We start from the raw sequence: 21,788 nt of genomic DNA, 5'->3' as shown, positions 1-21,788 counted from the left end.
CGGCTTCTGCGAGAGTCGTTAGGCGGCTTGGGTAGGCGGGTCGTCGTCGAGCTTGGCCTCGATGCGGGCGAGGCGTTGGCCGTGGTCGGTTTCGATGCGGGCGAGGCGTTGGCCGTGGTCGGTTTCGATGCGGGCGAGGCGTTGGCCGTGGTCGGTTTCGATGCGGGCGAGGCGTTGGCCGTGGTCGGTTTCGATGCGGCCCACCGCGGCCTCTAGTGCCTTAATGGACTCGCCTTGGTCCCGAAATCCTTGTTTCATGTCGGCGCGCAGGTTTTGAAGCTGGATGTAGAACATGCCGATCAGCCCGGTTCCTAGCACACCGATCAAGGTGCTCAAGACTGCATCGTTCATGACGTTCTCCCTCTCTACAAAGAGGGTTGCTCAGGGGGAACTTGAACCCCCAGATTATCCGGGCCCGAACCCCCACCACAACAGCCCCGAGCTAAGCGGCTTCGGCGGGGGAATCGAGATGAGGAGCCGGTTGACCAGCCAAACGTATCTGACTGATTGCTTCCTGGGATGGCCCTAACCACTAATGCCTCTTTCTTGACATTCAATTTCACAAGGGCAATCCAGGCGAGCACCAAAACACCGACGGCTACGCCTATCTTGATCCTCCACGGCTCAATGGACTCCAAGAGCAGGACCTCAACCACCACTACAGCCATATGAAGGGTGGGGTCGTAGCAGTAGGAGAAAAAGCCCTCCCAAGTCCAGAATGACTTGCGAGGAGGACTAACCGAGATATCCGGGCTTCCCGCCCATTCGACTATCTCTTCGTCGTCCTTGTCATGGGGCATCAGCCGAAGACGGCGAATTTATGGGCCGGGGGTGTCCTCATGTACAGCTTCTTCCCGTTCATGCACTGGACTTTCATGGCGACAAGAGGCTTGTCCCGCTTCGACGCAATCGACGGGTGCGGCTTGCGGATGACCTTCACAGTCTCATCCCGGATTGGCACTCCACCGTTGCTCGCCAGCGTCTTCTCTGCCTCGCCGCCTAGGGGAACGATGTAATCCCCAGGAACCAGGTGTGCGGCCCTTTTGGTGTCCACTCGGTCGAGTTTGCTCGGATCGAAGTCGTCTGAGCTATAGGAGTTGCCCACGGCTGTTTCTTTCGTGCTGTTTCCGTCGCGATGGGGCGGTGCCCGTCGATTTCATTATAAGCAGATCTAACCGATCTGTCGCCCCATCGACAAATGGGTTGGGGCTTCCCTGAGAATGGGCAATTGGGTATGTAATCCCGGTTGCTTAGCGGGAACGTGAGCTAGGCGGCTTCGGCGGGGGGATCGATGTCGAGTTTGGCCTCGATGCGGGCCAAGCGCTCCCCATGGTCGGTTTCGATGCGGGCCAAGCGTTCGCCTTGCTCCCGAAAACCCTGTTTCATGTCGGCGCGCAGGTTCTGAAGCTGGATGTAGAACATGCCGATCAGCCCGGTTCCTAGCACACCGATCAAGGTGCTCAAGACTGCATCGTTCATGACGTTCTCCCTCTCTACAAAGAGGGTTGCTCAGGGGAAACTTGAACCCCCAGATTATCCGGGCCCGAGCCCCCACCACAACAGCCCCGAGCCGGGCGGACGCGGAGCGGCCCGGCCGCTGGGGCCGGGCCGCTTCCTTACTGGTTCTGGCGAACCAGGGTCGGTTTAGCTAGCTGCTGGTTTTGGCAGCGCCGTGCCCGGCTTGGCGGGCCTGGGCTTGCTGCACCGGTCGTTGGCCAGGCTGGCGGCGCTGTCACCGAAGTCGGTGGTGCCCAACTCGGCGCAAGCCCTCGCCAGGGCAGCCGCGAACTGATCGTGGCCCGAGAAGGCCATCTGCAGCGCGTTCTGGCGAGCGACGGCCTCGCGGCGGGTGTAACCCAGCGAGCAGATGTCGGCCACGCCGTCGCCATCGGTGTCGTTGGCATACAGCGGCTGCCCACCGAGGCTGCGGTTGGTGCAGAAGTTGGCGTCGGTGATGATCCCCGAGAAGAACACATCGGCCACCGCAGGATCGACCGGCGCCGGCGGACTCGACACCCGACGGGTGAACGTACCGGCCGGACCGCACGCATCGGCATTCAGCGCCGCATCGGAGTCGCCCAAGGTCTTCGGGGCCGCCTTGCACTGGCTGGCAATTGCAGCTTGCGCTACGACTGGCGGAGTCGCAGTGGCATCAGCTTCCACAGCAGCCTTGCCGTGGAGGTGGTCCTTGAACAGATCCGGGTTCAAAGCGGCCAGCTCGTTGTAGGCGTTCTGCGTCGCCACTGCCTCACGGCGGGTGGTCTTCAGCGAGCAGATGTCGGCCACGCCGTCACCGTCGCTGTCGAAGGCGAAGGTCTGCGGACCGCCGAGGCTGAAGCCGGTGCAGAAGTCCGGACCGGTCACCGTGCCGCCGGAATAGAACCCGTCGCTCACAGTGATCGTCACCGGGCGCACAGACTTCACCGGGTCTTGTGCAGAATCGCCAGGCGGGGTGTAGGTCACCGTCAGCTCGAACTGGAGCTTGATGCTGCTGAAGCCGTGCAGACTTGGAGCATCGAAGTACGGGAATCTGGTGTCTGCCTGCTTCAGCGCCCCACCAGCAGTCGGGTGGAAGGTGCCAACAGCCTGGTCCCCTGTCAGGATGTGATCGTCGTCAGCCGTGTCCGCTCCGGCTGTGCCTTCGCTTGTGACGTCTGCTTTGCCGTCGTAGGGGAGCCATCCAACCTTGTCAGCGGTCGTCGATGCGTTGCCCTTGTTGGCCTCGACGTAGCCCCCGGCAATCTCTTGTCGGGAGAGGGCCGGACGGTCCTGGGTCAGAGGATCGGTGGAGATCCCGATATAAGTCCATTGATAGGTGAGACCAACAGTGGTGCCGGCGGAGTTCCGGCTGCCGGAGCCGTTCAGCCGGACGAACGAGCCGCCAGCGACCTCCTGGTTGGCACCAGGATTGGCCACCGTGCGGGGTACCTCGTTGTCGAAAACGGTCACAACCACAATGTCAGTCCTGGAATGGCCCCAGCTGTCAGTGACTTTGTACTCGATGGGGATCTGGTAAGCCTTGACGGTGAGAGCGGTGGTACCCGCATCGTTATCGTGATCCCACGAATAGTCAACGGTCGGAAGGTTCGTATCGTCAACCTCGGGCACCGAGAAGGATGCCGACTCCTGGTCAGCGTTGTCGATACTCAGATAAGCCTTCCTCGGCAGCCTGATCGCGGCAGATGACGTACCGTCGGCGTCGGAATCGCCAGTGGTATCAAGTTCACCGTCGGTATTGAGCGGATAGGCCTTCTCAGTCCAGTTGAAGGTGAGGTCATTGCCGTCGGCGTCGAACCCGATACCCCGCAGCGCGACCGTGCCGGTCGGTAGGTTGAAGGAGTCTTTGTCGCCGCCGTTGGCCCCATCGCCAACAATGATGTTGTCAGGCGCCACCGCCTCAGGCTGCGTGTTGCGCACGGCCACGATGGTCACCGTGGTCGTGGAGCTGCGCTTGGTGCGGTCGGTAACGGTGATGTTGACCTCGTACTCGGTTCCCTGAGGAGCGGTCCGAGGAATCGCCACCGTGGCAGTTAGCGCACCTGCTGCGGTCGGCCTCGCGCCGTCAAAGGTGGTGATCAGGTCACCCGCAACGCCCGCACCGCCAGCGATGCCGATGTCGGCATCCCACGGTGCCGCCGTGATGGTCACGGTGTTGCCGGGCGGAACCAGGAACCGGTTCGCGCCCAGGCTGCTCTGCACCACAGGAGTAGTGACTGAGGTATCGGCAGTCCTCACCGCAGTCGCAGTAATCCTGGAAGCCGGATCACGAGGATTGCCGGCTGCCGTCGGATCGTTGGGCTGGTCGTGGATCACGATCAGCACCTGGGTGCTGTCCATGTTGCCCCCGTCGGTGTCGCCGTTGTCGTCAATCGTCAAGCGGTAGTAGCTGTAGAACGGATTCGGGGCAGTACCGTTGGTGTTGGCAAGCGCCACGACTGTCCGGGCGGTGAGCGCTTCACGGGTGCCCGTCGGGACGTCAGTGCTCGAGCTGATCTTCTTGCCGTTGACACCAGCTGCTGCCTCAGCGTCGGCGGCACCCGGCAGGGAGGCGTCGAGATCGGCAGCGTTGTCGGAAACACCGGTGTCGGCGCTGCTGTCGTAGATGCGCCGCCAGGTGAAGTTGGCGTCGGTCAGGGTGGTGTCGGGGTCGGAGCTGCCGGAACCGTCGATGGTCAGCAGGGCACCTTCTTTGATGTGCCACTCGTAGTCCGTGTTGTCGCCTTCACCCGGCCGGGAGATGATGGCGTCAACGGTGAACTGCTCGTCATCCTCATCCATGAGCCCGTCGCCGTCGTCGTCGTAGCCTTCAACGGCGGTGGGGTTGGGCAACAAGGCGGTCACGGTGATGTCGGCGGTGGGGCTCCCGGCATCTCGGAAGTTGTAGGTCACCGTGGCGGTGTCCGACAAAGCCGTAGCCACCTGCCTCGGATTGGCGTCCCACACCGTCAGCTTGAACTCGATGGTCTGGCCGTAGCGGGCGATGGATGCCTCGTTCGGAACAATGAACGACGCTTCGCCGGTCCTGGCGCCGGTGATGGCCAGCCAGTCCTTATAGCTGTCGGTCACCACTTCCCACTGGAACACCGCGATCCCGTTGGCGGTGGCATCGCTGGCCGCATCGGGGTCGAAGCTCCGCGTCCCCACCAGGTTCTGGACCACGAAGTCGTCCGACGGGTCGGCGGTGGCAGCGGCCGTTGCATCGGGCACGGCAGCGCCAAGCGTTGCGATCGCAACCGGGGGGATGTTGGGGTTTTGCGCCTGGGAGTCGGGCGCGGCCCAGATCAGCACGCTCGCAACCAGCGCCAACAGCGCCCCGAGCGCAAGCAGGGAGCTGCGACGACCAGTAGCACTCCCGCCGCCGGAACCATATCTGGTGCGTTTCGGCTGGTCAGCGATTTATGTTGTTGTAGATATTGCTATTCTTGTGACAATTGGGGCGAGCAGGTGAGGAAGTCGGCCCAGTCCTGCATGAGCTGGACGCGCTTTTCGAACAGGTCGGTTCTCAGGTAGGCCCGCTCCACCTTGGTTCCCACGGTGTGGCCCAGCGCCATCTCGGCGATCTCCCACGAGTAGTCGGTGGACTCAGCCGCCCAGCTTCTGAACGAGCTCCGCAGCCCGTGCGGAACCATGCCTGCGCCCATTTCCCTCAGCAGCTTCGACAGGGTGCTGTCGTTTTGCGGCCGCCCGGTGAGGGAGGGGAAGATCAGGCCGCTGCCGTCGGCGATCTGCTCGGCCTCGGCCAGCACCCTCAGCGCTGCGTCGGCCAGCGGCACCCGGTGCTCGGTGGCCGTCTTGGTGCGGCGGGCTGGGATGGTCCACACCCGGGCCTCCCGGTCGATCTCGGGCCACGTCGCGAACCGGACCTCGCCCGACCGGCACGCCGTGAGCGCCAAGAACTCGAACGCCAGCTTGGTTCCCCGCCAGGCCCCCGACGCGTGCACGGCGGCGATCACGTCGGCCACCTTTTCGGCGGGAATGGCCGGGTGGTGCGTTGCGCCGTTCTGCCTCGGCAGGGCTGCGGCCAGCGCGTCGCCGGCGGGGTTGTCGATTCGGTAGCCCTGGGCCACCGCCCACTTCATCACCGCGCTGATGCGCCGGCGCTGCTTTCTGGCGATCTCCGGCAGGGTGAGCCAGATGGGCTCCAGCACGGCGAGCACGTCGCCGGGGGTGATCCTGTCCACCTTCTTGTCGGCGAGGGGGGCGGCGTGTGTGGCGAGTTGGGTGCGCCATGCCTCGGCGGTGCGTCCCCCCTCCTTCCAACCCGCTGAGTGCATGGCGATGACCTCCTCGACGGCCTCGGCGAAGGTGGGGACGCCGGCGCCGCGCCGCGGGTCGCCCCCCCTGCGCGCAATGCGGTGGTTGTCCAACGCCGTCTCACGGGCCTCGGCGGAGGACACGAGCCATGTGGGCCCCAGCCCGATGTGGGTGGGCTTGCCGTTGATGATGAGCCGCTGCACCCACGATTTGGTCACGCCCCCGCCCTTGGCCTCCCGCACCCGCAGGATCAGCCCGTGGGAGCCGTGGCCTCCATCGCCGTAGGCGCCCGGCTCCTTCACGGTGGCCACGAACTTCGCGGTGAGCTTTTGCCTCTCAGCCATGCTGCCTCCCAGTGTTAGTGGTTTTGTTACTGAGAGAAGCATCATCATGGACAACTCCGCGCATGTCCACCCCGCCGAAGCCGCCGGACACATAGCTGTTATGGTGGGAATTCGGCCGGAGTGGTCTGTTGCATATCCTGTTACCAACCGCTTTCCCGAGCAGCCCTCCAAGAGCCGCATCAAGCCCAAACGGACAACGACCCCCCCTGTTTCAACGGCGGAAGCCTCTTCTGACGGTGCTAGCTGCTCTGCTTGATTGGCTACGCAGCCTTGCGTTTGGTGTCTAGGAGCTGCCTTCGGACTTCGGCTTCGACGATTTCGCCAATTTGTTTCTTCAGCACATCTCTGACTCGCCAATTGGTCAGCGCAGTTTTCAGCCAGTCGTCGAGCGTGTATTTGGCAAGCCCCTTGCTGGTTGCCTTCTTGAACCAGTCATTGAGAGCTCTCTCGACGGGCCAGTCTTGAAACGACTCTGCGATGAACTTCTTGAGTTCCCGTTCCTTTCGCTCCTTGCTCCATTCCCAGCTCGCTCAGGCGGTGCGGGCCATGTTGGCGAAGCGGGTGTGGTGTTTGATGAAGGCTAGGCGGGTTTTGCCGGTGGGGCCGGTGCGGTGCTTGGCCACCAGCACCTCGGCGGTGCCCGCGTCGGCGGTCTCGGGGTTGTAGACCTCGTCGCGGTACAAGAACATCACGATGTCGGCGTCCTGCTCGATGGAGCCGGACTCCCGCAGGTCGGCCAGGATGGGCCGCTTGTCTTGGCGCTGCTCCAGGTTGCGGGAGAGCTGTGAGAGCGCCACCACCGGGCATTGCAGCTCCCGGGCCAGGATCTTGAGGCCCCGGCTGATCTCCGACACCTCCACTTGGCGGTTCTCCGCGGTGTGGCGCCCGGTCATGAGCTGGAGGTAGTCGACGATCACCATGCCCAGGTCGCCGGTCTGGCTGCGCAGCCGGCGGGACTTGCCCCTGATCTCCATGATGGTCACCGCCGGGTTGTCGTCCACCCAGATGGGGGCCTCCGACAGCCGCCCGATGGCGGTGGAGAGGTCGGCCCAGTCTTGGTCGGTGAGCTTGCCGGTGCGCACCCGGGAGGCGTCCACCCGGGCCTCGGCGCACAGGATCCGCTGGCTGATCTCGAGCTGGCTCATCTCCAGCGAGAAGATGAGCACCGGCTTGTTGGCCCGCATGGCCGCATGGGCCGCCATGCCCAGCGCGAAGCTGGTCTTGCCCACCGACGGGCGGGCCCCGATCACCACCAGGGTGTTGGGCTGGAGGCCGCTGGTGATCTCGTCGAGGTCGTTGTAGCCGGTGGGGGTGCCGGTGACGATCTCGCCCTGGTCGTAGAGCCTCTCGATCCGCTCCAGGTTGGCCGGCAAGAGCTCGGAGATGCGGGCGGTGGAGTCGCCCATGCGATCGGCGGCCAGCCGGTACACCATGGCCTCGGCCGAGTCCACCGTCTTGACCACGTCGTCGCCGCCGTCGTAGCCCAGCTCGGAGATCTCCCCGCCGATCTCGATCAGCTTGCGCAGGGTGGCCGCCTCGTGGACGATGGTGGCGTATCGGGCGGCGTTGGCCGACGCCGGGGTGCCGGTCTGGAGCTTCACCAGCGCGGCGTTGCCCCCCACCTTGTCGGCCAGGCCCCGGGCGTTCAGCTCGGCGGCCACCGTCACCGCGTCGGCCGGCTCTCCCTGGGCGTACAGCGAGCACACCGCCTCGTACACATGGGCATGCGCCGGGCGGTAGAAGTGCTCGGGCCGGATCAGGTTCACCGCATCGGCGATGGCGTCGCGGCTCAACAGCATGGCGCCCAAAAGCGCCTCCTCGGCGTCGAGGTCGTGGGGCGGCACCCGCCCCAGGCGGCCCGGCGCTGTCGAGGACCGGCCGTCGTCGGGATATTGGAAGGGATCGCTCACCACTGCACCTATTGTCCTGGTGGCAGTGACAATTGCTCTGCCCGACCGCATTCCACGGTTGCCTACTCTGGCAAACCCTGCATGTGAAGCGCTAGGGGAAGCGCTGTTGAAATAGGTGGATATCCTGGGGATTTACCGAATTCGGCTTTTCCAGGGCTATTCGGCGGCGACCACCTCGACGGTGATGGGGAACTCCACCTCGGGATGGGGCTTGGCCGTGACCGTGTGGCTGCCCAGCTCCTTGATCCCCTCGGAGTCGATGGCCTTGCGCTCCAGCATGATATTGGCCTGCTCCGCCACCGCCCGCACGATGTCGGCGGTGGTGACCGATCCGAACAGCTTGCCCTCTTCTCCGGCCCGGGCCGCGATGTGGATGGGGGTGGACACCAGCCGGGAGGCCATCTCCTGGGCCTCGGCCAGCTCCTTGGCGTCTTTCAGCTCGCGGGCCTGGCGCATGCGCTCGGCCTGGCGCTCGGCCCCCGGTGACGACTTGAACGCCTTGCCGGCCGGGATCAAGAAGTTGCGGGCGTAGCCGTCGGCCACGTCCACCACGTCGCCCTTCTTGCCCAGGGCATCGACGTTGTCGCGCAGCACCACCTTCATGACGCCGGCTCCTCGTCGGCCTCCTCGGGAGCCGCCTCTTCGACCGGAGCCTCCTCGGCCACCGGCTCGTCGACGGGTGCCTCTTGCGCCAGCGCCTCCGGCGGTGCCCCCTCGGCTGCGTCGGTGGGCATCGCCGCCTCGTCGCCGATCATCTCCAGGGCCTCCAGTTCCTCGCCGTCCATCTCGCCGGGCGGGCGCATGCCGGGCGGCGGGGCCGACGGCTGGGGAACCGGCCCCTCGAAGCGGCTGTCGTCTCGCATCCGCGACGCGCTGCGCTGGGTGGTGATGCGGTTGTTGTAGGGCAAAAGCGCCATCTCGCGGGCGTTCTTGATGGCCCGGGCGATCTCCTTCTGCTGCTGCTGGTTGTTGCCGGTCACCTGCCGGGCCCGGATCTTGGCCCGGTCGGACATGAACCGCCGCAGCAGGTTGATGTCCTTCCAGTCCACATAGCCGATGCCCTCCTGGGTGAGGACGCTGACCTTCTTCTTGCGCCGCCGGCTGATGTCCTTGGCCTTGGGCTTCTTCGGTCCCTTGGCCATCAGAACGGCTCCTCGTCAACCTGGTAGTCGGGGGTCTGGCTGCGCTGCTGGCGTCCGCCTCCGCCCCCGCCCTGGTAGCCGCCTCCGCCGCCCTGGTTGCGGCCGCCGCCACCCTCGCGCCGCTCGTTGCGGATCACCTCCACCGATGCCCACCGCAGGCTGGGCGACACCTCATCGGCGATGATCTCGACCTTGGAGCGGCGGTCGCCGTCCTGGGTCTCCCACGACCGCTGCTCCAGCCGGCCGCTCACGATCACCCGAGTACCCTTCACCAGGCTCTCGCTCACGTTCTCGGCCAGGGTGTTCCAGCAGGTCACGTCGAAGAACGACACCTGCTCCTCGGTCTCGTTGGTCTGGCGGTTCTGCCAGCGCCGGTTCCAGGCCAGCCCGAACGTGGCCACCGCGCTGCCGCCGGCCGTGAATCGAAGCTCTGGGTCTCTGGTGATGTTCCCGGTGACGGTCACCGTGTTGTCGAAAGCCATCTCTGTGTCTCCTTGGGTTACCCGGCCGCAGCCAGGGGGGCGTCGTCTCCCAGCAGGCCGCGCCGGGCGGCCTCGTCGTCGGGGAGACGGATCAACTTGTGGCGGACCACATCGTCCGCAAGGCGAAGGAGACGTTCCATTGTTTCCATCTCGCGCGTCTCGGTCACGAACTCGAGGACCAGGTAGTAGCCCTCGTGCTGATGGTTGATCTCGTAGGCGAAGCGGCGCTTGCCCCAGCGGTCTTCGGCCTTCACCTCGCCGCCGTGGGCGGAGATGTTCTCGGAGACCTGCTCGACGCGGGTGCTCACGTCGGATTCCTCGACGCCCGCGTTCAGAATGATCATCAATTCGTAGGCCCGCATGGCGAGCTCACCTCCCTGTGGACCCGGCCTCGGCCGGAGCCCCGACAGCCGGGGCAGGGCTTCTATTGCACGAGAACTCTACCCGGTGTGGCCGTAAAGGCCCAACGCCATCTCCTCGTCGGGGTTCATCTCGTAGCACTCGTCGTGGTGGGGGAACGCCCCCGAGCGCACATCGGCCGCGAACCGGGCCAGGGCGTCCACGCCGTCGTCGTGCAGGGTGGCGTAGCGGCGCACGAACCGGGGGAGCATCCTGGTCTCCAGCCCCAGCACGTCGTGGAACACCAGCACCTGGCCGTCGCAGTGGCCCCCGGCGCCGATGCCGATGGTGGGCACGTCCACCGCGTCGGTGATCATCTGGCCCACCGCGGCCGGCATGCCCTCCAGCACGATGGCGAAGCATCCGGCATGGGCCAGCGCCTTGGCGTCGGCCACCAGGCCCAGCGCCGCCTCGCTGGTGCGCCCCTGCACCCGATAGCCGCCCTGGGCCAGCATCGACTGGGGGGTGAGGCCCAGATGGCCCATCACCGGCACCTCGGCCGAGATGATGGCCTCGATCATCGGCACCCGCTCAGAGCCGCCCTCCAGCTTCAGCGCCTGGGCGCCGGCCCGCACGAGGGTGGCCGCATTGGTCACCGTGTCGGCGGCAGACACGTGGTAGCTCATCCACGGCATGTCGGCCACCACCAGCGCATTGGGGCGGGTGCGGGCCACCGCCGCGGTGTGGTGGGCCATCTCGTCCACGGTCACGCTCATGGTGTCGTCGTGGCCCAGCACCACCATGGCCACCGAGTCGCCCACCAAGATGAGATCGGCCCCCGCCTCGTCGGCGATGCGCGCGCTGGGCGCGTCGTAGGCGGTGAGCATGACGAGGGGGTCTGCGCCACCGCTGCGCTTGCGATGGCTGATAGCCGGAGCAGTGAGCTTCGAGCCCATGGTTGTTCTCCTTCCCCGTCCAGCGCACTCAGGCTGCCGGCGGTCGCCCCCACTCTAGCCCATCCCACCAGCCCCCTCGCCACATCGTGCTGGGGAGAGGCGCGCCGCTAACGTCGGGCTCATGGATGACTTGTTGGACCGGAGCGATGCGGTGGGGCTGGCCGATGCCATTCGGAGCGGGGAGGTGTCGGAGCAAGAGGTGCTGGAGGCCACCATGGCCCGCATCGACGAGCGCAACCCGGAGCTGAACGCCATCACCACCATCGTGGAGCCCGAGCCGGCCGCCGACGGGCGGCTGCGGGGGGTGCCGTTCGCCATCAAAGACCTGCACTTCGCCATGCGGGGCACGGTCACCACCCACGGGTCGCGCTACTTCGCCGATGCCCCGACAGACGACCACGACGCCGAGGTGGTGAGCCGCTACCGGGCCGCCGGCCTGGTGCTGGTGGGCCGCACCAACTCGCCTGAGCTCGGCCTGTCGACCACCACCGAGCCGGCCCTGTTCGGCCCGTGCGCCAACCCCCTGGACACCGGCCGCAGCGCGGGGGGCTCCAGCGGAGGGGCGTCCTCCGCGGTGGCCTCGGGGATGCTGACCGCGGCCCACGCCTCCGACGGGGGCGGCTCCATCCGCATCCCGTCGTCGGCCTGCGGGCTGTTCGGGCTCAAGCCCAGCCGGGGGCGGGTGAGCTTCGGCCCCGACGCCGGAGAGGGGTGGAGCGGCTACTCGTGTACCCACGCCATCACCCGCACGGTGCGAGACAGCGCGGTGATGCTCGACGTGATCTCCGGTTTGGCTGCGGGCGACCCCTATGTGGCGCCTTCGCCCGACACTACATTCGAGGCGGCCATCGCCGTGCCGCCGCCCCCGCTGCGGATCGCGGTGTGGGACGGCTCGGCCGACGGCATCGAGCTCGATGCCGTGGCCCGGGGGGCGCTCGACGCCGCGGTGGCCCTGTGCGAGGGGCTCGGCCATCGGTTGGAGGAGGCCGACCTGCCCATACGCCGGGGAATGGGCGGCCCGCAGGGGGTGATCACCACCTCCAACATCGCCGCGCTGATGGCCCGCCGAGAGGCGGCGTGCGGGCGGCCCCCCGGCGCCGACGACCTGGAGCCGGTGGCCGCCTCGATGGCGGCCCGGGGCGCTGACATCTCCGGCCCCGACTACGCCCAGGCCGTGCTGGACAGCCACCTGATGGGCCGCAAGATGGGCCAGTACCACGCCTCGGGCATCGACCTGGTGCTCACCCCCACGCTGGCCCGGGTGCCGCCCCCGCTGGGCGAGCTGGTGGCCACCAGCGACGATGTGGCCGAGTGGGGGGCTCGCCAGGGGGCCTACAGCCCGTTTTGCGCCATGGCCAACGCCACCGGCCAGCCCGCCATGTCGGTGCCCCTGCACTGGGACGACCGGGGCCTCACCGTGGGCAGCCACTTCATCGCCCCCTACGGCGCTGAGGCGCTGCTGTTGCAGTTGGCCGCCCAGTTGGAGCAGGCCCAGCCCTTCTGGCCCCAGCCCCGCTGATTCAGCGGTACTCGCGGGGGCGATCAGCAGGGTCGCCGTCGAGCGCCGTCGGTCAGCAGGGTTGCAGCACGTAGCTGCGCAGGAGGTGGTTCCAGCCGCACTCGGGGCACACCTCCACCTCGTAGCAGGTGAACCGGCCCTTGCGCTGGGCCAGCTTGGCGATCTCCGCCGGGTAGCTGATGCAGCGGCCGTGGGCTGGCAGGCGGGGGCCGAACACATACGACACCAGGGCCAGCTCGTCTCCCTGGCACACCGGGCACGGCTCCCCGGCGGCGGTGCCCACCTCTCGGCCGGCCCGCACCAGCTCGGGGTGGGCGTCGCACACGTCGTCGGCCATCCGGGTGCCGCTCAACACCCGTTGCAGCACATGGGCTCGCACCAGCCGGTAGTCCACCGTTGAGGCGGGCTCGGGCTGAACCCCTACTGCTGCGGCCATCGGGTCGGCCATGGCGACAGAGTAGCCACATCTGTCAAGCCAGCGGTCGTTCGAAGGGCCGACACCGCTGGGCGGCTTTCCGCTAAAATCCGGCGGCTTTGCTCTTCGGCTGGCGGGCCGTTCTTGGGGCTCGGCTGGGCGGTGGCCGGGCCAACTGTCATCGGCGCCCGCTACTGTGAGGCCATGGCGTTCACCCCCACCGCAGAGAAGCTGATCCCCGACATGACCACCGCCGAGGAGCTGGTGCTGCTGGCCCGGTGCCTGTGGTCCGAGGGCTACAACGACCACCTGGCCGGCCACATCACCGTGAACATGGGCGACGGCACCCTGATGTGCAACCCGTGGCTCATCACCTGGGACGAGCTGCGGCCCAGCCAGGTGATCCGCATCGACCTCGACGGCAACGTGGTGGAGGGCGACTGGCCGGTGCCCCCCGGCATCCCCCTTCATCTGGAGCTGCACAAGCTCCGCCCCGGGGTTGCCTGGGCCATGCACAACCATCCCCTGTACGGCACGGTGTGGGCCGACATGGCCGAGGTGCCCCCGGCCATGGACCAGTCGTCGTCGCTGGGCGGCGGCGAGCTGGTGCTGGTGGACGAGTACGACGGCGCGGTCAACGACCCCGCCTCGGCCCGCAGCGCCTGCGTGAAGATGGGCGACTCCGAGCTGGCCCTTTTGGCCGGCCACGGCGTGTTCGTGCTGGGCAACTCGGCCCGGGCCGTCCACCAGCGGGCGGTGGCCCTCGAGCAGCGCTGCCAGCGGGCCTGGCACATCCGGGCCGCCGGCGCCGAGCTCAACCCGGTGCTGCCCGACAGCTACGTGCAGATGATGAAGCGCAGCCCCGGCGACAACTTCATCGGGTTCTGGGAGGCCATGGTGCGAGCCGAGCTGCGCCGCGATCCCGACCTGCTCTCCCACTGAGCTCTGGCGAAGTCCCGCAGCCAGGACCATGAGCGGCGCCCTCGACGGCATACGGGTCCTCGACCTGACCACCCGGATGGCGGAGGCCACCGGCAAGGCGATGGCCGACCTCGGTGCCGAGGTCATCAAAGTCGAGTCGGTGTTGGGGTGCGACGCCCGCACCACCCCGCCGTTCGCCGCCGACGGCCGCTCGCTGTTCTGGGAGGCGTGGGGCCTGGGCAAGCACAGCGTGGTGTGCGACGTGGAACTCCCCGGGGCCCGCGACCAGTTCCGGGCGCTGGTGGCCGGCGCCGATGTGCTGCTGGAGTCGTTCGCCCCCGGCTACATGGACGGCCTCGGCCTCGGCCCCGACGATCTGGCCGCTGTCAACCCCGCACTGGTGTACGTGTCGGTGACCCCGTTCGGCGCCGGCACCCCCGACGCCGCCGCACCCATGACCGACCTCACCTTGTCGGCCGCCGGCGGGCTGTTGGCCATGCAGGGCGACCACGACCGGGTTCCCATCCCGGTGGGCTATCCCGAGACGTCGTTCCTCGGGGCGATGCAGGCCGCGGCCGACGCCATCATGGCGCTGTGCGAGCGCGATCGAAGCGGGCTGGGCCAACACCTCGACAGCTCCATCCAGGCCGCGGTGCTGTGGTCGCTCATGTCGATCACCAGCTACGCCGCGCTGGGCCAGGACTTCCCCGGCAGGGGCGACGACCGGGCCGACGTCACCCACCCCGAGGTGGTGCCCGGCGTGCCGATGCCGGTGATCGAGCCCTGCGCCGACGGCTATGTGGGCATGACCCTGGTGCTGGGAGAACAGGGCAACCGGGGCATGAAGTCGCTCATGGCCTGGGTGGTCGAAGAGGGCGCCCTCGACGACGACCTGGCCGAGGTGGACTGGGAGAAGTGGCTCGAGCGGCTGGGCGACGGGTCGCTCAGCGCTGAGGACGCCGCCCGGGCCCTCCAGCAGATGCTGGACTTCATCAAGACCAAGACCCAGGCCGAGATCCAACAGCGGGCGGTGGCCGGCAAGATGCTGGTGGCCCCCTGCTATACCTCCGCCTACCTGGCCGCCGACCCCCAGCTCGCCGCCCGCGACTTCTGGGTAGAGGTGGACGGCGCCGTACACGCCGGGCCATTCGCCCGCCTGTCGGCCACCCCCATCGCCTACCGCCATCCGGCGCCCTCCCTGGGCCAGCACCAACAGATTCTGGAGGGCCTGAAACCGGTGCGGGCCCCCGAGGCGCCCAGCCGGGTGTGGGCCGCCCCGAGGGGAGACTTGTTTGAGGGCTTGAAGGTGGCCGACTTGTCGTGGATCGCCGCGGGGCCGCTCATCTCCAAAGACCTGGCCAACCTGGGGGCCACCGTGGTGCGGGTGGAGACCGAGGCCCGCCTCGACACCCTGCGGTGGATACCCCCGCACCTTCCCCACTCCTCGCCCATGAGCGCTGGGCATCCCATGGCCAACATGAACCAGTCGAAGCTGGGCTTGGGGCTCAACTTCACCGTTCCCGAGGCCAAGGCGGTGATCGACCGGATGATCGAGTGGGCCGACGTAGTGGTGGAGAACTACACCCCCGGCACCGCCGAGCGCCTGGGTTTCGGCTACAAGCAGGTGTCGGCCCTCAACCCCCGGGCGGTGATGCTGTCGACCTGCATGAGGGGCCAGACCGGGCCCGAGGCCCGCCACACCGGCTTCGGCCTCCACGGCGCCTGTTTGGGCGGTTTCGCCGCCATCACCGGCTGGCCCGATCGTGCGCCCAACGTTCCCTGGGGGGCCTACACCGACTTCATCTCCCCCCGCTACGCCCTGTCGGCTCTCGGCGCTGCGCTGCATCACCGCCATCGCACCGGCGAGGGCCAGTACATCGACTTGTCCCAGATCGAGGCCTCCATCCACTTTCTGGCGCCGCTGGTGCTGGAGTACCGCGACAGCGGCCGGGTGCGTGCCCAGGCTGGGCTCGACTCCGAGCGGGCCAGCCCGCACGGGGTTTACCGCACCCAAGGAGTCGAGCGCTTCTGCGCCATCGCCGTGGAGACCGACGAGCAGTGGGAGGCGCTGGGTTCGGTGGTGGCCGATATGGACATGGTGGAAGACCGGTTCTCGCCCATCGGCGAGGCGAATGCGGACGAGCTGCTGATCGGCTGGTTCTTGGAGCACGACAACTTCGAGGCCGCCCAAAAGCTGCGCGACGCCGGGGTGCCCGCGTATGCGGCCTTGCGGGCCAGCGACTTCTGCTCCGACCCCAACCTGGTGGCCCGGGAGTTCTTCATCGAGCTCGACCACGGCGCCATCGGCAAGATGACCTTCGACGGCCCGGTGACTGTGTTCTCCGCCACCCCGGCCCGCCCCTGGCGGGCGGGGCCCCTGGTGGGCGAGCACACCCAGCAGGTGATGTCGGAGATCCTCGGCTTCTCCGACGATGAGATCAGCGCCCTCGCCGCCACCGGCGCCCTGACCTAGCCACCCCGAGCCTGACCCAACCATTTGAGGAGGCGTGCCATGACCAGCAGCGAACCAGACCGAACGCCCGCCGACCGGTCGGTGTACGAGCGGCTGGCGCTTCACCTGCCCAACGACATCGGCATCGGCAGCGCGCTCATCACCATGGTGGAGCCCCACGAGGGCCAGGAATACGAGTACAACCGCTGGTACGAGGACGACCACTTCTTCTCCGGGGCCATGCACGGCCCCTGGGTGTACGCCGGACGGCGCTGGGTGGCCCCCCGGGCGCTGCGCGACCTGCGCCCCGCCGTCGACGAGCCCGCGTTCGACCCTCCTGACGCCGGCTGCTACATCTCGCTGTACTGGAGCACGCCGGGCCACGAGGACGACACCGAGCGGTGGAGCTTTCTGGCCATGGCCGAGGCCCTCATGCCCCACGGCCGGGGCTTTCCCCAGCGCGACCACGTCTACACCGCCTTCCACCACTACCGCTTCGGCGTGGTACGCCCCGGCAGCGGCCCCATGAAGCCCCATCTGGCCCTCAACCACCCCTTCGCCGGCCTCGTGGTCGAGGTGGTGGACGCCGCCGACGTGGCCGACCAGGACGACCTCGAGCAGTGGCTGGCCCGCGACCACCTGCCCTCGGTGCTGCTGGGCTCGCCCGCGGTGATGTGCTTGGCGTTCGCCCCCCGGGAGTTCGCCCAGGGCCGCATCGAGCAGCCCGGCACCCCGCCGGTGGCCCCCACCGCCAAAGTGGGCCAGCGCCTGTGCCTGCTGTGGTTCCTAGAGCAAGACCCCGCCGACGTGTACCCCGCCGCCTTCGCCGCCCACCACAACGCCCTAGCCGCCCACCCCAAAGCCTCCCTAGCCCTGTCCGCCCCCTTCATCCCCACCATCCCCGGCACCGACACCTACGTCGACCAACTCCGCTAACCAGGGGAAACCCGCAGCAAATACTAATTTTGACATCAAATATAAGTCAATTAGTAGTTCATCGGTGTGGCTCGCCAACCGCCTCCAACTACCATCCTTCCCGTGACTGTGGAGACCCATTACCGGACCTGTCCGCTGTGTGAGGCGATGTGCGGGTTGGAGATAAAGACCGAGGGTGAGAAGGTTCTGCCCCCCATTCGGGCCGACCGGAACGACGTGTGGAGCAAGGGCTTCATCTGCCCCAAGGGCACCACGCTGGGCCATCTGCACGAGGATCCCGACCGGGTGCGGGTGCCGCTGGTGAAAGACGAGAACGGCACCTTCCAGGAGGCCACCTGGGAGGAGGCCTACGCCCGCTGCGAGGAATTGCTCCACGGCGTGCGCGACGCCCACGGCGTCGAGTCGATGACCTACTACGTGGGCAACCCCGCGGCCCACAACTTCTCCATCAGCCGCTACGTGGGCGCGCTGGTGCTCCAGTCGGGCGTGGAGATGGGCTACTCGGCGGGCACGGTGGACCAGTGGCCCAAGAACGTGTCGTCGCAGTGCATGTACGGCAACGCCTGGACCTTCCCCACTCCCGACATCATGCGCACCCAGTATCTGGTGGTGATGGGGGCCAACCCCCACGCCTCCCAGGGCAGCCTTCTGGCCTGCCCCGACGTGCTGGGCGAGATGGACAAGATCCGCGAGCGGGGCGGCAAGTGCGTGGTGATCGACCCCCGCCGCACCGGCACCTGCGACCACGCTGATGAGTGGGTGCCCATCACCCCCGGCACCGACGCCGCCTTCTTGCTGGCGCTGTGCCATGTGCTGTTCGACGAGGGCCTCGTGGAGTTGGGCACCATGGCAAGCCACGTCAATGGCCTCGACGAGGTGCGGGCCCTGGTGGCCGACTGGACCCCGGAGATGGTGGCCGCCACCACCCAGGTGCCGGCCGAGACCACCCGGCGGCTGGCCCGGGAGATCGCCGCGGCCGACAGCGCGTGTGTGTACGGGCGCATCGGATTGTGCAATCAGGAGTTCGGCACGCTGGCCTCCTGGCTGATCGACGTGGTGAACCTGCTCACCGCCAACTTCGACGTGCCCGGTGGGATGATGTTCGGCAACCCCGTCGCCCCGGCCATGACCACCCTCAACTTCGAGGAGCCCAAAGAGCCCGAGTTCGGCCGCTGGCACAGCCGGGTGCGCGGCGCCCCCGAGGTGCTGGGCCAGGTGCCGGTGTCGTGCCTCTCCGAGGAGATCATGACTCCGGGCGAGGGCCAGATAAAGGCGCTGGTGGTGATCGCCGGCAACCCGGTGATCAGCTCGCCCGAGGCCGGCCGCCTCGATGAGGCGCTGCCCATGCTCGACGCCATGATCTGCATCGGCAACTGGGTGAACGCCACCACCCGCCACGCCGATGTGATTTTGCCCGGGCTGTCGCCGCTGGAGCAGCCCCACTGGGACGAGATGATCTGGTCGTGGGCCGCTCGCACCGCGGGCAACTGGTCGGAGCGCATCTTCGACTATGGCGACCGCCCCGACGAGTGGGAAGTGCTCGTGCGGGTGGGCGCGCTCATGGGCGGCCAATCCAACGACGAGATCGACGAGAAGGCCGTAGACGACGGTTTCTTCGCCGGGCTGTGCATGTTCTTCGGGCTTGATCCCGAGCACGTTTTGTCGCACTACGACATCGCCGGCCCCGAGCGGATGACCGACTTCATGATCCGGGTGGGCCATCGGGGCGACCGCTACGGCGAGAACCCCGGCGGGCTCACCCTCCAAGACTTCAAGGACAACCCCCACGGCCTCGACTTCGGGCCGATGGTGCCCCGGGTGCCGGAGATCCTCCACACCCCGTCGGGCAAGATCGAGATGGCCCCGCCCTACATCACCGCCGACGTGGACCGGCTCCACCGCCGCTTGGGCCGCGACGACGGGATGGTGCTGGTGAGCCGCCGCCACGTGCGCTCCAACAACTCGTGGATGCACAACGTGAAGGTGCTGGTGAAGGGCAAGGACCGCTGCACGCTGCTGGTACACCCCGACGACGCCCAGGGGATGGGACTGGTGGACGGGGCCGCGGCCCGGGTGAGCACGGAGATCGGCAGCATCGAGGTGCCGGTGGAGGTGAGCGACGAGATGATGCCCGGCGTGGTGTGCCTGCCCCACGGCTGGGGCCACAACCTCGACGGGGTGCAGCTCTCGGTGGCCAAGGAGTTCCACGGCGTCAACAACAACCTGCTGGCCCCCGGCGAGCTGGTGGACGAGATCTCCGGCAACGCCATCGTGAACGGCATCAAGGTGGAGGTCGTCCCCGTCCCCGCCTGATATCTCGCTGGTTCTGGTGGGTAATCTCAGGCTTCTATGGCTATTCCCCAAGACCGCGACATCGACGCCATCAAGGCCTCCCTGTCCGACTGGATGAACACCCGGCCCGGCGTGACCGACGCCGAGGTGACCTTTCTGGTGAATCCCGAGGCCTCCGGGTTCAGCAACGAGACCCTGGTGTGCGACGCCGTCTACACCCGCGACGGCCAGACCCGCGACTCGGGCATCGTGGTGCGCAAGCGGCCCACCGACTACGCCATCTTCCCTGCCTACGACATGAGCGTGCAGTACCGGAGCATGCAGAACATGGCCGCCTGCGGCAGCGTGCCCGTGCCCGAGATCCTGTGGGTGGAGGACACCGGCGAGGTGCTGGGGGAGCCGTTCTTCATCATGGAGCGGCTGCACGGCCGGGTGCCCACCGACAATCCGCCGTTCTTCCAGGAGGGCTGGGTGTTCGAGGCCACCCCCGAGCAGCAGGCCAGGCTGTACAACTCGTCGGTGGACACGCTGGCCGCGGTGGCGGGCACCGACTGGGAGGCCGCCGGGTTCGACTTCGTGAAGCGCCCCCAGTACGGCGGTCCGGGTTTCGCCCAGCAGCTCGGCTACCAGCGCTACTACGCCGACTGGGCGTCTGAAGACCGGCCCAAGCCGCTGATCGACGCCGCGTTGGATTGGTTCGACGCCAACGACCCCTCGGGCTCGATGCCGGTGGAGCTGAACTGGGGCGACGCCCGGCCCAGCAACCTCATGTACGACGACGATTTCAACGTGATGGCCGTGTTCGACTGGGAGATGGCCGACCTGGGGCCCGGCGAGGTGGATTTGGGGTGGTTTTTGTTCATGAACCGCTTCTTGAGCGAGGGCGCTGGCATCGCCTGGCTGCCCGGCTTCGGTGACCGCGACGCCACCATCGCCCGCTGGGAGGAGAAGCGGGGCCGCCCCGCCGAGAACGTCGACTACTTCGAGGCCTGGGGCTGCCTGCGCTTTTCGATCATCATGGTGGCCATCGTGAACATGCAGGTGAAATACGGCTACTTCAGCCCGGAGGACGGCGCCATGTACGAGCGGGTCAACCCCTCCACGCAGATGTTGGCTCAATACCTCGACATGCCCGACCCCGTGTAAGGAGGGAGTTCTCATGAGCGACGCTGACAATCGAGCGCTGGCCGAGGCCCTGTTCGCCGCCTTGGAGCGCATGGACTGGCCCGCGGTGGCCGAGCTGTTCACCGAAGACGGCACCTACCAGGACATGCCGTTCGAGACCGACACCGGCGGCACCGTGGGCCACGCCGGCATCATCGGCAAGCTGGAGGTGGGCCTGAGCACGCTGGAGCGCTTCGAGCTCGGCGTGACCGACATCTGGGTGAGCGGCGACGACGTGCTGGTGGAGCGGGTGGAGGTGTGGCACCACCCCGACGGCACCGTGGCCAGCCTCCCGGTGCTGTGCCGCCTCCAGATCCGCAACAACAAGATCGCCCACTGGCGCGAATACTGGGACTACAACTACCTCATCGCCCAGCAGCCCGACACCTGGCTCCCCCAATCCCCCCGCCCCCGCTGGGACTGACCGCTACCAGTAGTTCCTTCTGTTGAGCACCCGCTCGGCGGAGCGGAAAAGCAGCAGCCAGGCGAGTACCAGCCCGACGGCCAAGAGCGTTAGGTACACGAGCAGACCCACGACGCCGACAAAGAAGAGCAGGGGCAGAAAGTAAATCGACAAGTCGATGGCCTCGTTCAGCGTCAAGCGGTTTGAGGGTGATGCCACGGTCTTGGCCGCGGCGATGCCCAGCGAAAGACCGGCTGAAATGAGACCGCCGAGCAGAACGGCAACGATCGCCGTCCGCCTGGTTGGTTTGAGCCCTATTTTGGAGAGATAGCGGGTGGTCGAATCTGGCCTGACCTTCGATGCGCCCACGCAGAGCATCGTGAAGAACAGGGCGAAGACACCCGGCACGCTCAACAGGCTCAACCAGCCATACACGTTGATGAAGTCTTCCTCGGTGATGCCCTTGGTGGCGTATCTTCCCCCCAGCCCGGCATAGATCCCCAGCATGCAAAGCGGCCCCAGCACGAAGAACCACCACTTGCGCCAGGATTCCAGCCAATACTCCACCGTGAGCCAAAGGAGCGCCGCCAACACCACCAGCGAGGCCACCAGCCCGATCGGGTGGGCCAGCTCATTCAGCCACCCCGGCGCCCGCCAGATGAAATAAAGCCGAAGGTCATCATCCGAGTAATCCGTCTGATCCCCAAACAAATGCCAAATGGCCACCGGCAGCACTACGACCAGCACCCCCGCCGGAAC

Annotated in this window: 19 protein-coding genes and 1 pseudogene; 7 read left to right on the top strand and 13 right to left on the bottom strand. The window is 67.2% G+C overall.

Annotated elements, in window-relative coordinates; genetic code table 11:
• Positions 1 to 18: 18 nt before the first annotated feature.
• The 11 genes and pseudogenes from ACOGI7_RS13970 to panB all read right to left on the bottom strand — a co-directional run bounded on the left by ACOGI7_RS13970 (position 19) and on the right by panB (position 10,927).
• Complete coding sequence (locus ACOGI7_RS13970) at positions 19 to 351, bottom strand: hypothetical protein (RefSeq protein WP_419849366.1); 333 nt, start codon at positions 349 to 351, stop codon at positions 19 to 21.
• A 448-nt stretch (positions 352 to 799) separates the two neighbouring features.
• On the bottom strand, positions 800 to 1,105 hold the full coding sequence (locus ACOGI7_RS13965; RefSeq protein WP_419849365.1) for a hypothetical protein: 306 nt from the start codon (positions 1,103 to 1,105) through the stop codon (positions 800 to 802).
• A 161-nt stretch (positions 1,106 to 1,266) separates the two neighbouring features.
• Positions 1,267 to 1,479 carry a hypothetical protein gene (locus ACOGI7_RS13960; RefSeq protein ID WP_419849364.1) on the bottom strand — a complete coding sequence of 71 codons (213 nt, stop codon included), beginning with the start codon at positions 1,477 to 1,479 and terminating at the stop codon, positions 1,267 to 1,269.
• Between the two features lie 165 nt (positions 1,480 to 1,644).
• Entirely contained in the window at positions 1,645 to 4,806 is a 3,162-nt protein-coding gene (locus tag ACOGI7_RS13955) for a hypothetical protein (protein ID WP_419849363.1), read from the bottom strand.
• 110 nt (positions 4,807 to 4,916) lie between these two features.
• Positions 4,917 to 6,098: a tyrosine-type recombinase/integrase gene (locus ACOGI7_RS13950; protein ID WP_419849362.1), complete on the bottom strand. Its 1,182-nt coding sequence runs from the start codon at positions 6,096 to 6,098 to the stop codon at positions 4,917 to 4,919.
• Positions 6,099 to 6,628: 530 nt separating this feature from the next.
• Complete coding sequence (gene dnaB, locus ACOGI7_RS13945; RefSeq protein WP_419849361.1) at positions 6,629 to 8,008, bottom strand: replicative DNA helicase; 1,380 nt, start codon at positions 8,006 to 8,008, stop codon at positions 6,629 to 6,631.
• A gap of 156 nt (positions 8,009 to 8,164) precedes the next feature.
• Complete coding sequence (rplI, locus tag ACOGI7_RS13940; protein WP_419849360.1) at positions 8,165 to 8,611, bottom strand: 50S ribosomal protein L9; 447 nt, start codon at positions 8,609 to 8,611, stop codon at positions 8,165 to 8,167.
• 296 nt (positions 8,612 to 8,907) lie between these two features.
• Positions 8,908 to 9,150, bottom strand: a pseudogene (gene rpsR, locus ACOGI7_RS13935) (30S ribosomal protein S18); the annotation flags it as partial.
• Entirely contained in the window at positions 9,150 to 9,632 is a 483-nt protein-coding gene (ssb, locus tag ACOGI7_RS13930) for a single-stranded DNA-binding protein (protein ID WP_419849359.1), read from the bottom strand. The pseudogene rpsR and the gene ssb, both read right to left, overlap by 1 nt.
• A 17-nt stretch (positions 9,633 to 9,649) precedes the next feature.
• Positions 9,650 to 9,994: a 30S ribosomal protein S6 gene (gene rpsF, locus ACOGI7_RS13925; RefSeq protein ID WP_419849358.1), complete on the bottom strand. Its 345-nt coding sequence runs from the start codon at positions 9,992 to 9,994 to the stop codon at positions 9,650 to 9,652.
• A 78-nt stretch (positions 9,995 to 10,072) separates the two neighbouring features.
• The gene (gene panB / locus ACOGI7_RS13920; RefSeq protein ID WP_419849357.1) at positions 10,073 to 10,927 is read right to left on the bottom strand and encodes a 3-methyl-2-oxobutanoate hydroxymethyltransferase; all 855 of its coding nucleotides are present in this window, start codon (positions 10,925 to 10,927) and stop codon (positions 10,073 to 10,075) included.
• 121 nt (positions 10,928 to 11,048) lie between these two features.
• Here panB and ACOGI7_RS13915 point away from each other — a divergent pair, with 121 nt between their 5' ends.
• The gene (locus ACOGI7_RS13915) at positions 11,049 to 12,446 is read left to right on the top strand and encodes an amidase (protein WP_419849356.1); all 1,398 of its coding nucleotides are present in this window, start codon (positions 11,049 to 11,051) and stop codon (positions 12,444 to 12,446) included.
• A 52-nt stretch (positions 12,447 to 12,498) separates the two neighbouring features.
• Here ACOGI7_RS13915 and ACOGI7_RS13910 read toward each other — a convergent pair whose 3' ends face one another.
• Positions 12,499 to 12,894 carry a DUF5318 family protein gene (locus tag ACOGI7_RS13910; protein WP_419849355.1) on the bottom strand — a complete coding sequence of 132 codons (396 nt, stop codon included), beginning with the start codon at positions 12,892 to 12,894 and terminating at the stop codon, positions 12,499 to 12,501.
• 129 nt (positions 12,895 to 13,023) lie between these two features.
• Here ACOGI7_RS13910 and ACOGI7_RS13905 point away from each other — a divergent pair, with 129 nt between their 5' ends.
• From ACOGI7_RS13905 to ACOGI7_RS13880, 6 genes are all read left to right on the top strand, one after another.
• Positions 13,024 to 13,803 (top strand): class II aldolase/adducin family protein, encoded by a 780-nt coding sequence (locus ACOGI7_RS13905; RefSeq protein ID WP_419849354.1) that lies wholly within the window; start codon positions 13,024 to 13,026, stop codon positions 13,801 to 13,803.
• Between the two features lie 28 nt (positions 13,804 to 13,831).
• Positions 13,832 to 16,255 carry a CaiB/BaiF CoA transferase family protein gene (locus tag ACOGI7_RS13900; RefSeq protein ID WP_419849353.1) on the top strand — a complete coding sequence of 808 codons (2,424 nt, stop codon included), beginning with the start codon at positions 13,832 to 13,834 and terminating at the stop codon, positions 16,253 to 16,255.
• A 39-nt stretch (positions 16,256 to 16,294) separates the two neighbouring features.
• Positions 16,295 to 17,170 (top strand): hypothetical protein, encoded by an 876-nt coding sequence (locus tag ACOGI7_RS13895; RefSeq protein ID WP_419849352.1) that lies wholly within the window; start codon positions 16,295 to 16,297, stop codon positions 17,168 to 17,170.
• 93 nt (positions 17,171 to 17,263) lie between these two features.
• On the top strand, positions 17,264 to 19,483 hold the full coding sequence (locus ACOGI7_RS13890; protein ID WP_419851515.1) for a molybdopterin-dependent oxidoreductase: 2,220 nt from the start codon (positions 17,264 to 17,266) through the stop codon (positions 19,481 to 19,483).
• A gap of 36 nt (positions 19,484 to 19,519) precedes the next feature.
• Entirely contained in the window at positions 19,520 to 20,608 is a 1,089-nt protein-coding gene (locus ACOGI7_RS13885; RefSeq protein WP_419849351.1) for a phosphotransferase family protein, read from the top strand.
• Between the two features lie 13 nt (positions 20,609 to 20,621).
• Complete coding sequence (locus ACOGI7_RS13880; protein ID WP_419849350.1) at positions 20,622 to 21,050, top strand: nuclear transport factor 2 family protein; 429 nt, start codon at positions 20,622 to 20,624, stop codon at positions 21,048 to 21,050.
• Between the two features lie 3 nt (positions 21,051 to 21,053).
• Here the strand turns inward: ACOGI7_RS13880 and ACOGI7_RS13875 are convergent, their stop codons facing one another.
• On the bottom strand, positions 21,054 to 21,776 hold the full coding sequence (locus ACOGI7_RS13875) for a hypothetical protein (protein WP_419849349.1): 723 nt from the start codon (positions 21,774 to 21,776) through the stop codon (positions 21,054 to 21,056).
• Positions 21,777 to 21,788 lie beyond the last annotated feature (12 nt).

The sequence above is a fragment of the Candidatus Poriferisocius sp. genome, assembly GCF_965204145.1.
In the GTDB taxonomy this organism is placed as follows: Bacteria; Actinomycetota; Acidimicrobiia; order Acidimicrobiales; family Bin134; genus Poriferisocius.
The sequence above is the reverse complement of the archived record's forward strand: the minus strand, read 5'-3'. Positions and strand labels throughout refer to the sequence as shown.

Excerpts from the sequence above, each read along its gene's own strand:
- ACOGI7_RS13895 (WP_419849352.1), top strand. The coding sequence starts at position 16,295 with ATGACCAGCAGCGAACCAGACCGAACGCCCGCCGACCGGTCGGTGTAC.
- rpsF (WP_419849358.1), bottom strand. The coding sequence starts at position 9,994 with ATGCGGGCCTACGAATTGATGATCATTCTGAACGCGGGCGTCGAGGAA.
- ACOGI7_RS13880 (WP_419849350.1), top strand. The coding sequence starts at position 20,622 with ATGAGCGACGCTGACAATCGAGCGCTGGCCGAGGCCCTGTTCGCCGCC.
- ACOGI7_RS13910 (WP_419849355.1), bottom strand. The coding sequence starts at position 12,894 with ATGGCCGACCCGATGGCCGCAGCAGTAGGGGTTCAGCCCGAGCCCGCC.
- rplI (WP_419849360.1), bottom strand. The coding sequence starts at position 8,611 with ATGAAGGTGGTGCTGCGCGACAACGTCGATGCCCTGGGCAAGAAGGGC.
- ssb (WP_419849359.1), bottom strand. The coding sequence starts at position 9,632 with ATGGCTTTCGACAACACGGTGACCGTCACCGGGAACATCACCAGAGAC.
- ACOGI7_RS13970 (WP_419849366.1), bottom strand. The coding sequence starts at position 351 with ATGAACGATGCAGTCTTGAGCACCTTGATCGGTGTGCTAGGAACCGGG.
- ACOGI7_RS13960 (WP_419849364.1), bottom strand. The coding sequence starts at position 1,479 with ATGAACGATGCAGTCTTGAGCACCTTGATCGGTGTGCTAGGAACCGGG.
- ACOGI7_RS13900 (WP_419849353.1), top strand. The coding sequence starts at position 13,832 with ATGAGCGGCGCCCTCGACGGCATACGGGTCCTCGACCTGACCACCCGG.
- ACOGI7_RS13885 (WP_419849351.1), top strand. The coding sequence starts at position 19,520 with ATGGCTATTCCCCAAGACCGCGACATCGACGCCATCAAGGCCTCCCTG.
- ACOGI7_RS13950 (WP_419849362.1), bottom strand. The coding sequence starts at position 6,098 with ATGGCTGAGAGGCAAAAGCTCACCGCGAAGTTCGTGGCCACCGTGAAG.
- ACOGI7_RS13915 (WP_419849356.1), top strand. The coding sequence starts at position 11,049 with ATGGATGACTTGTTGGACCGGAGCGATGCGGTGGGGCTGGCCGATGCC.
- panB (WP_419849357.1), bottom strand. The coding sequence starts at position 10,927 with ATGGGCTCGAAGCTCACTGCTCCGGCTATCAGCCATCGCAAGCGCAGC.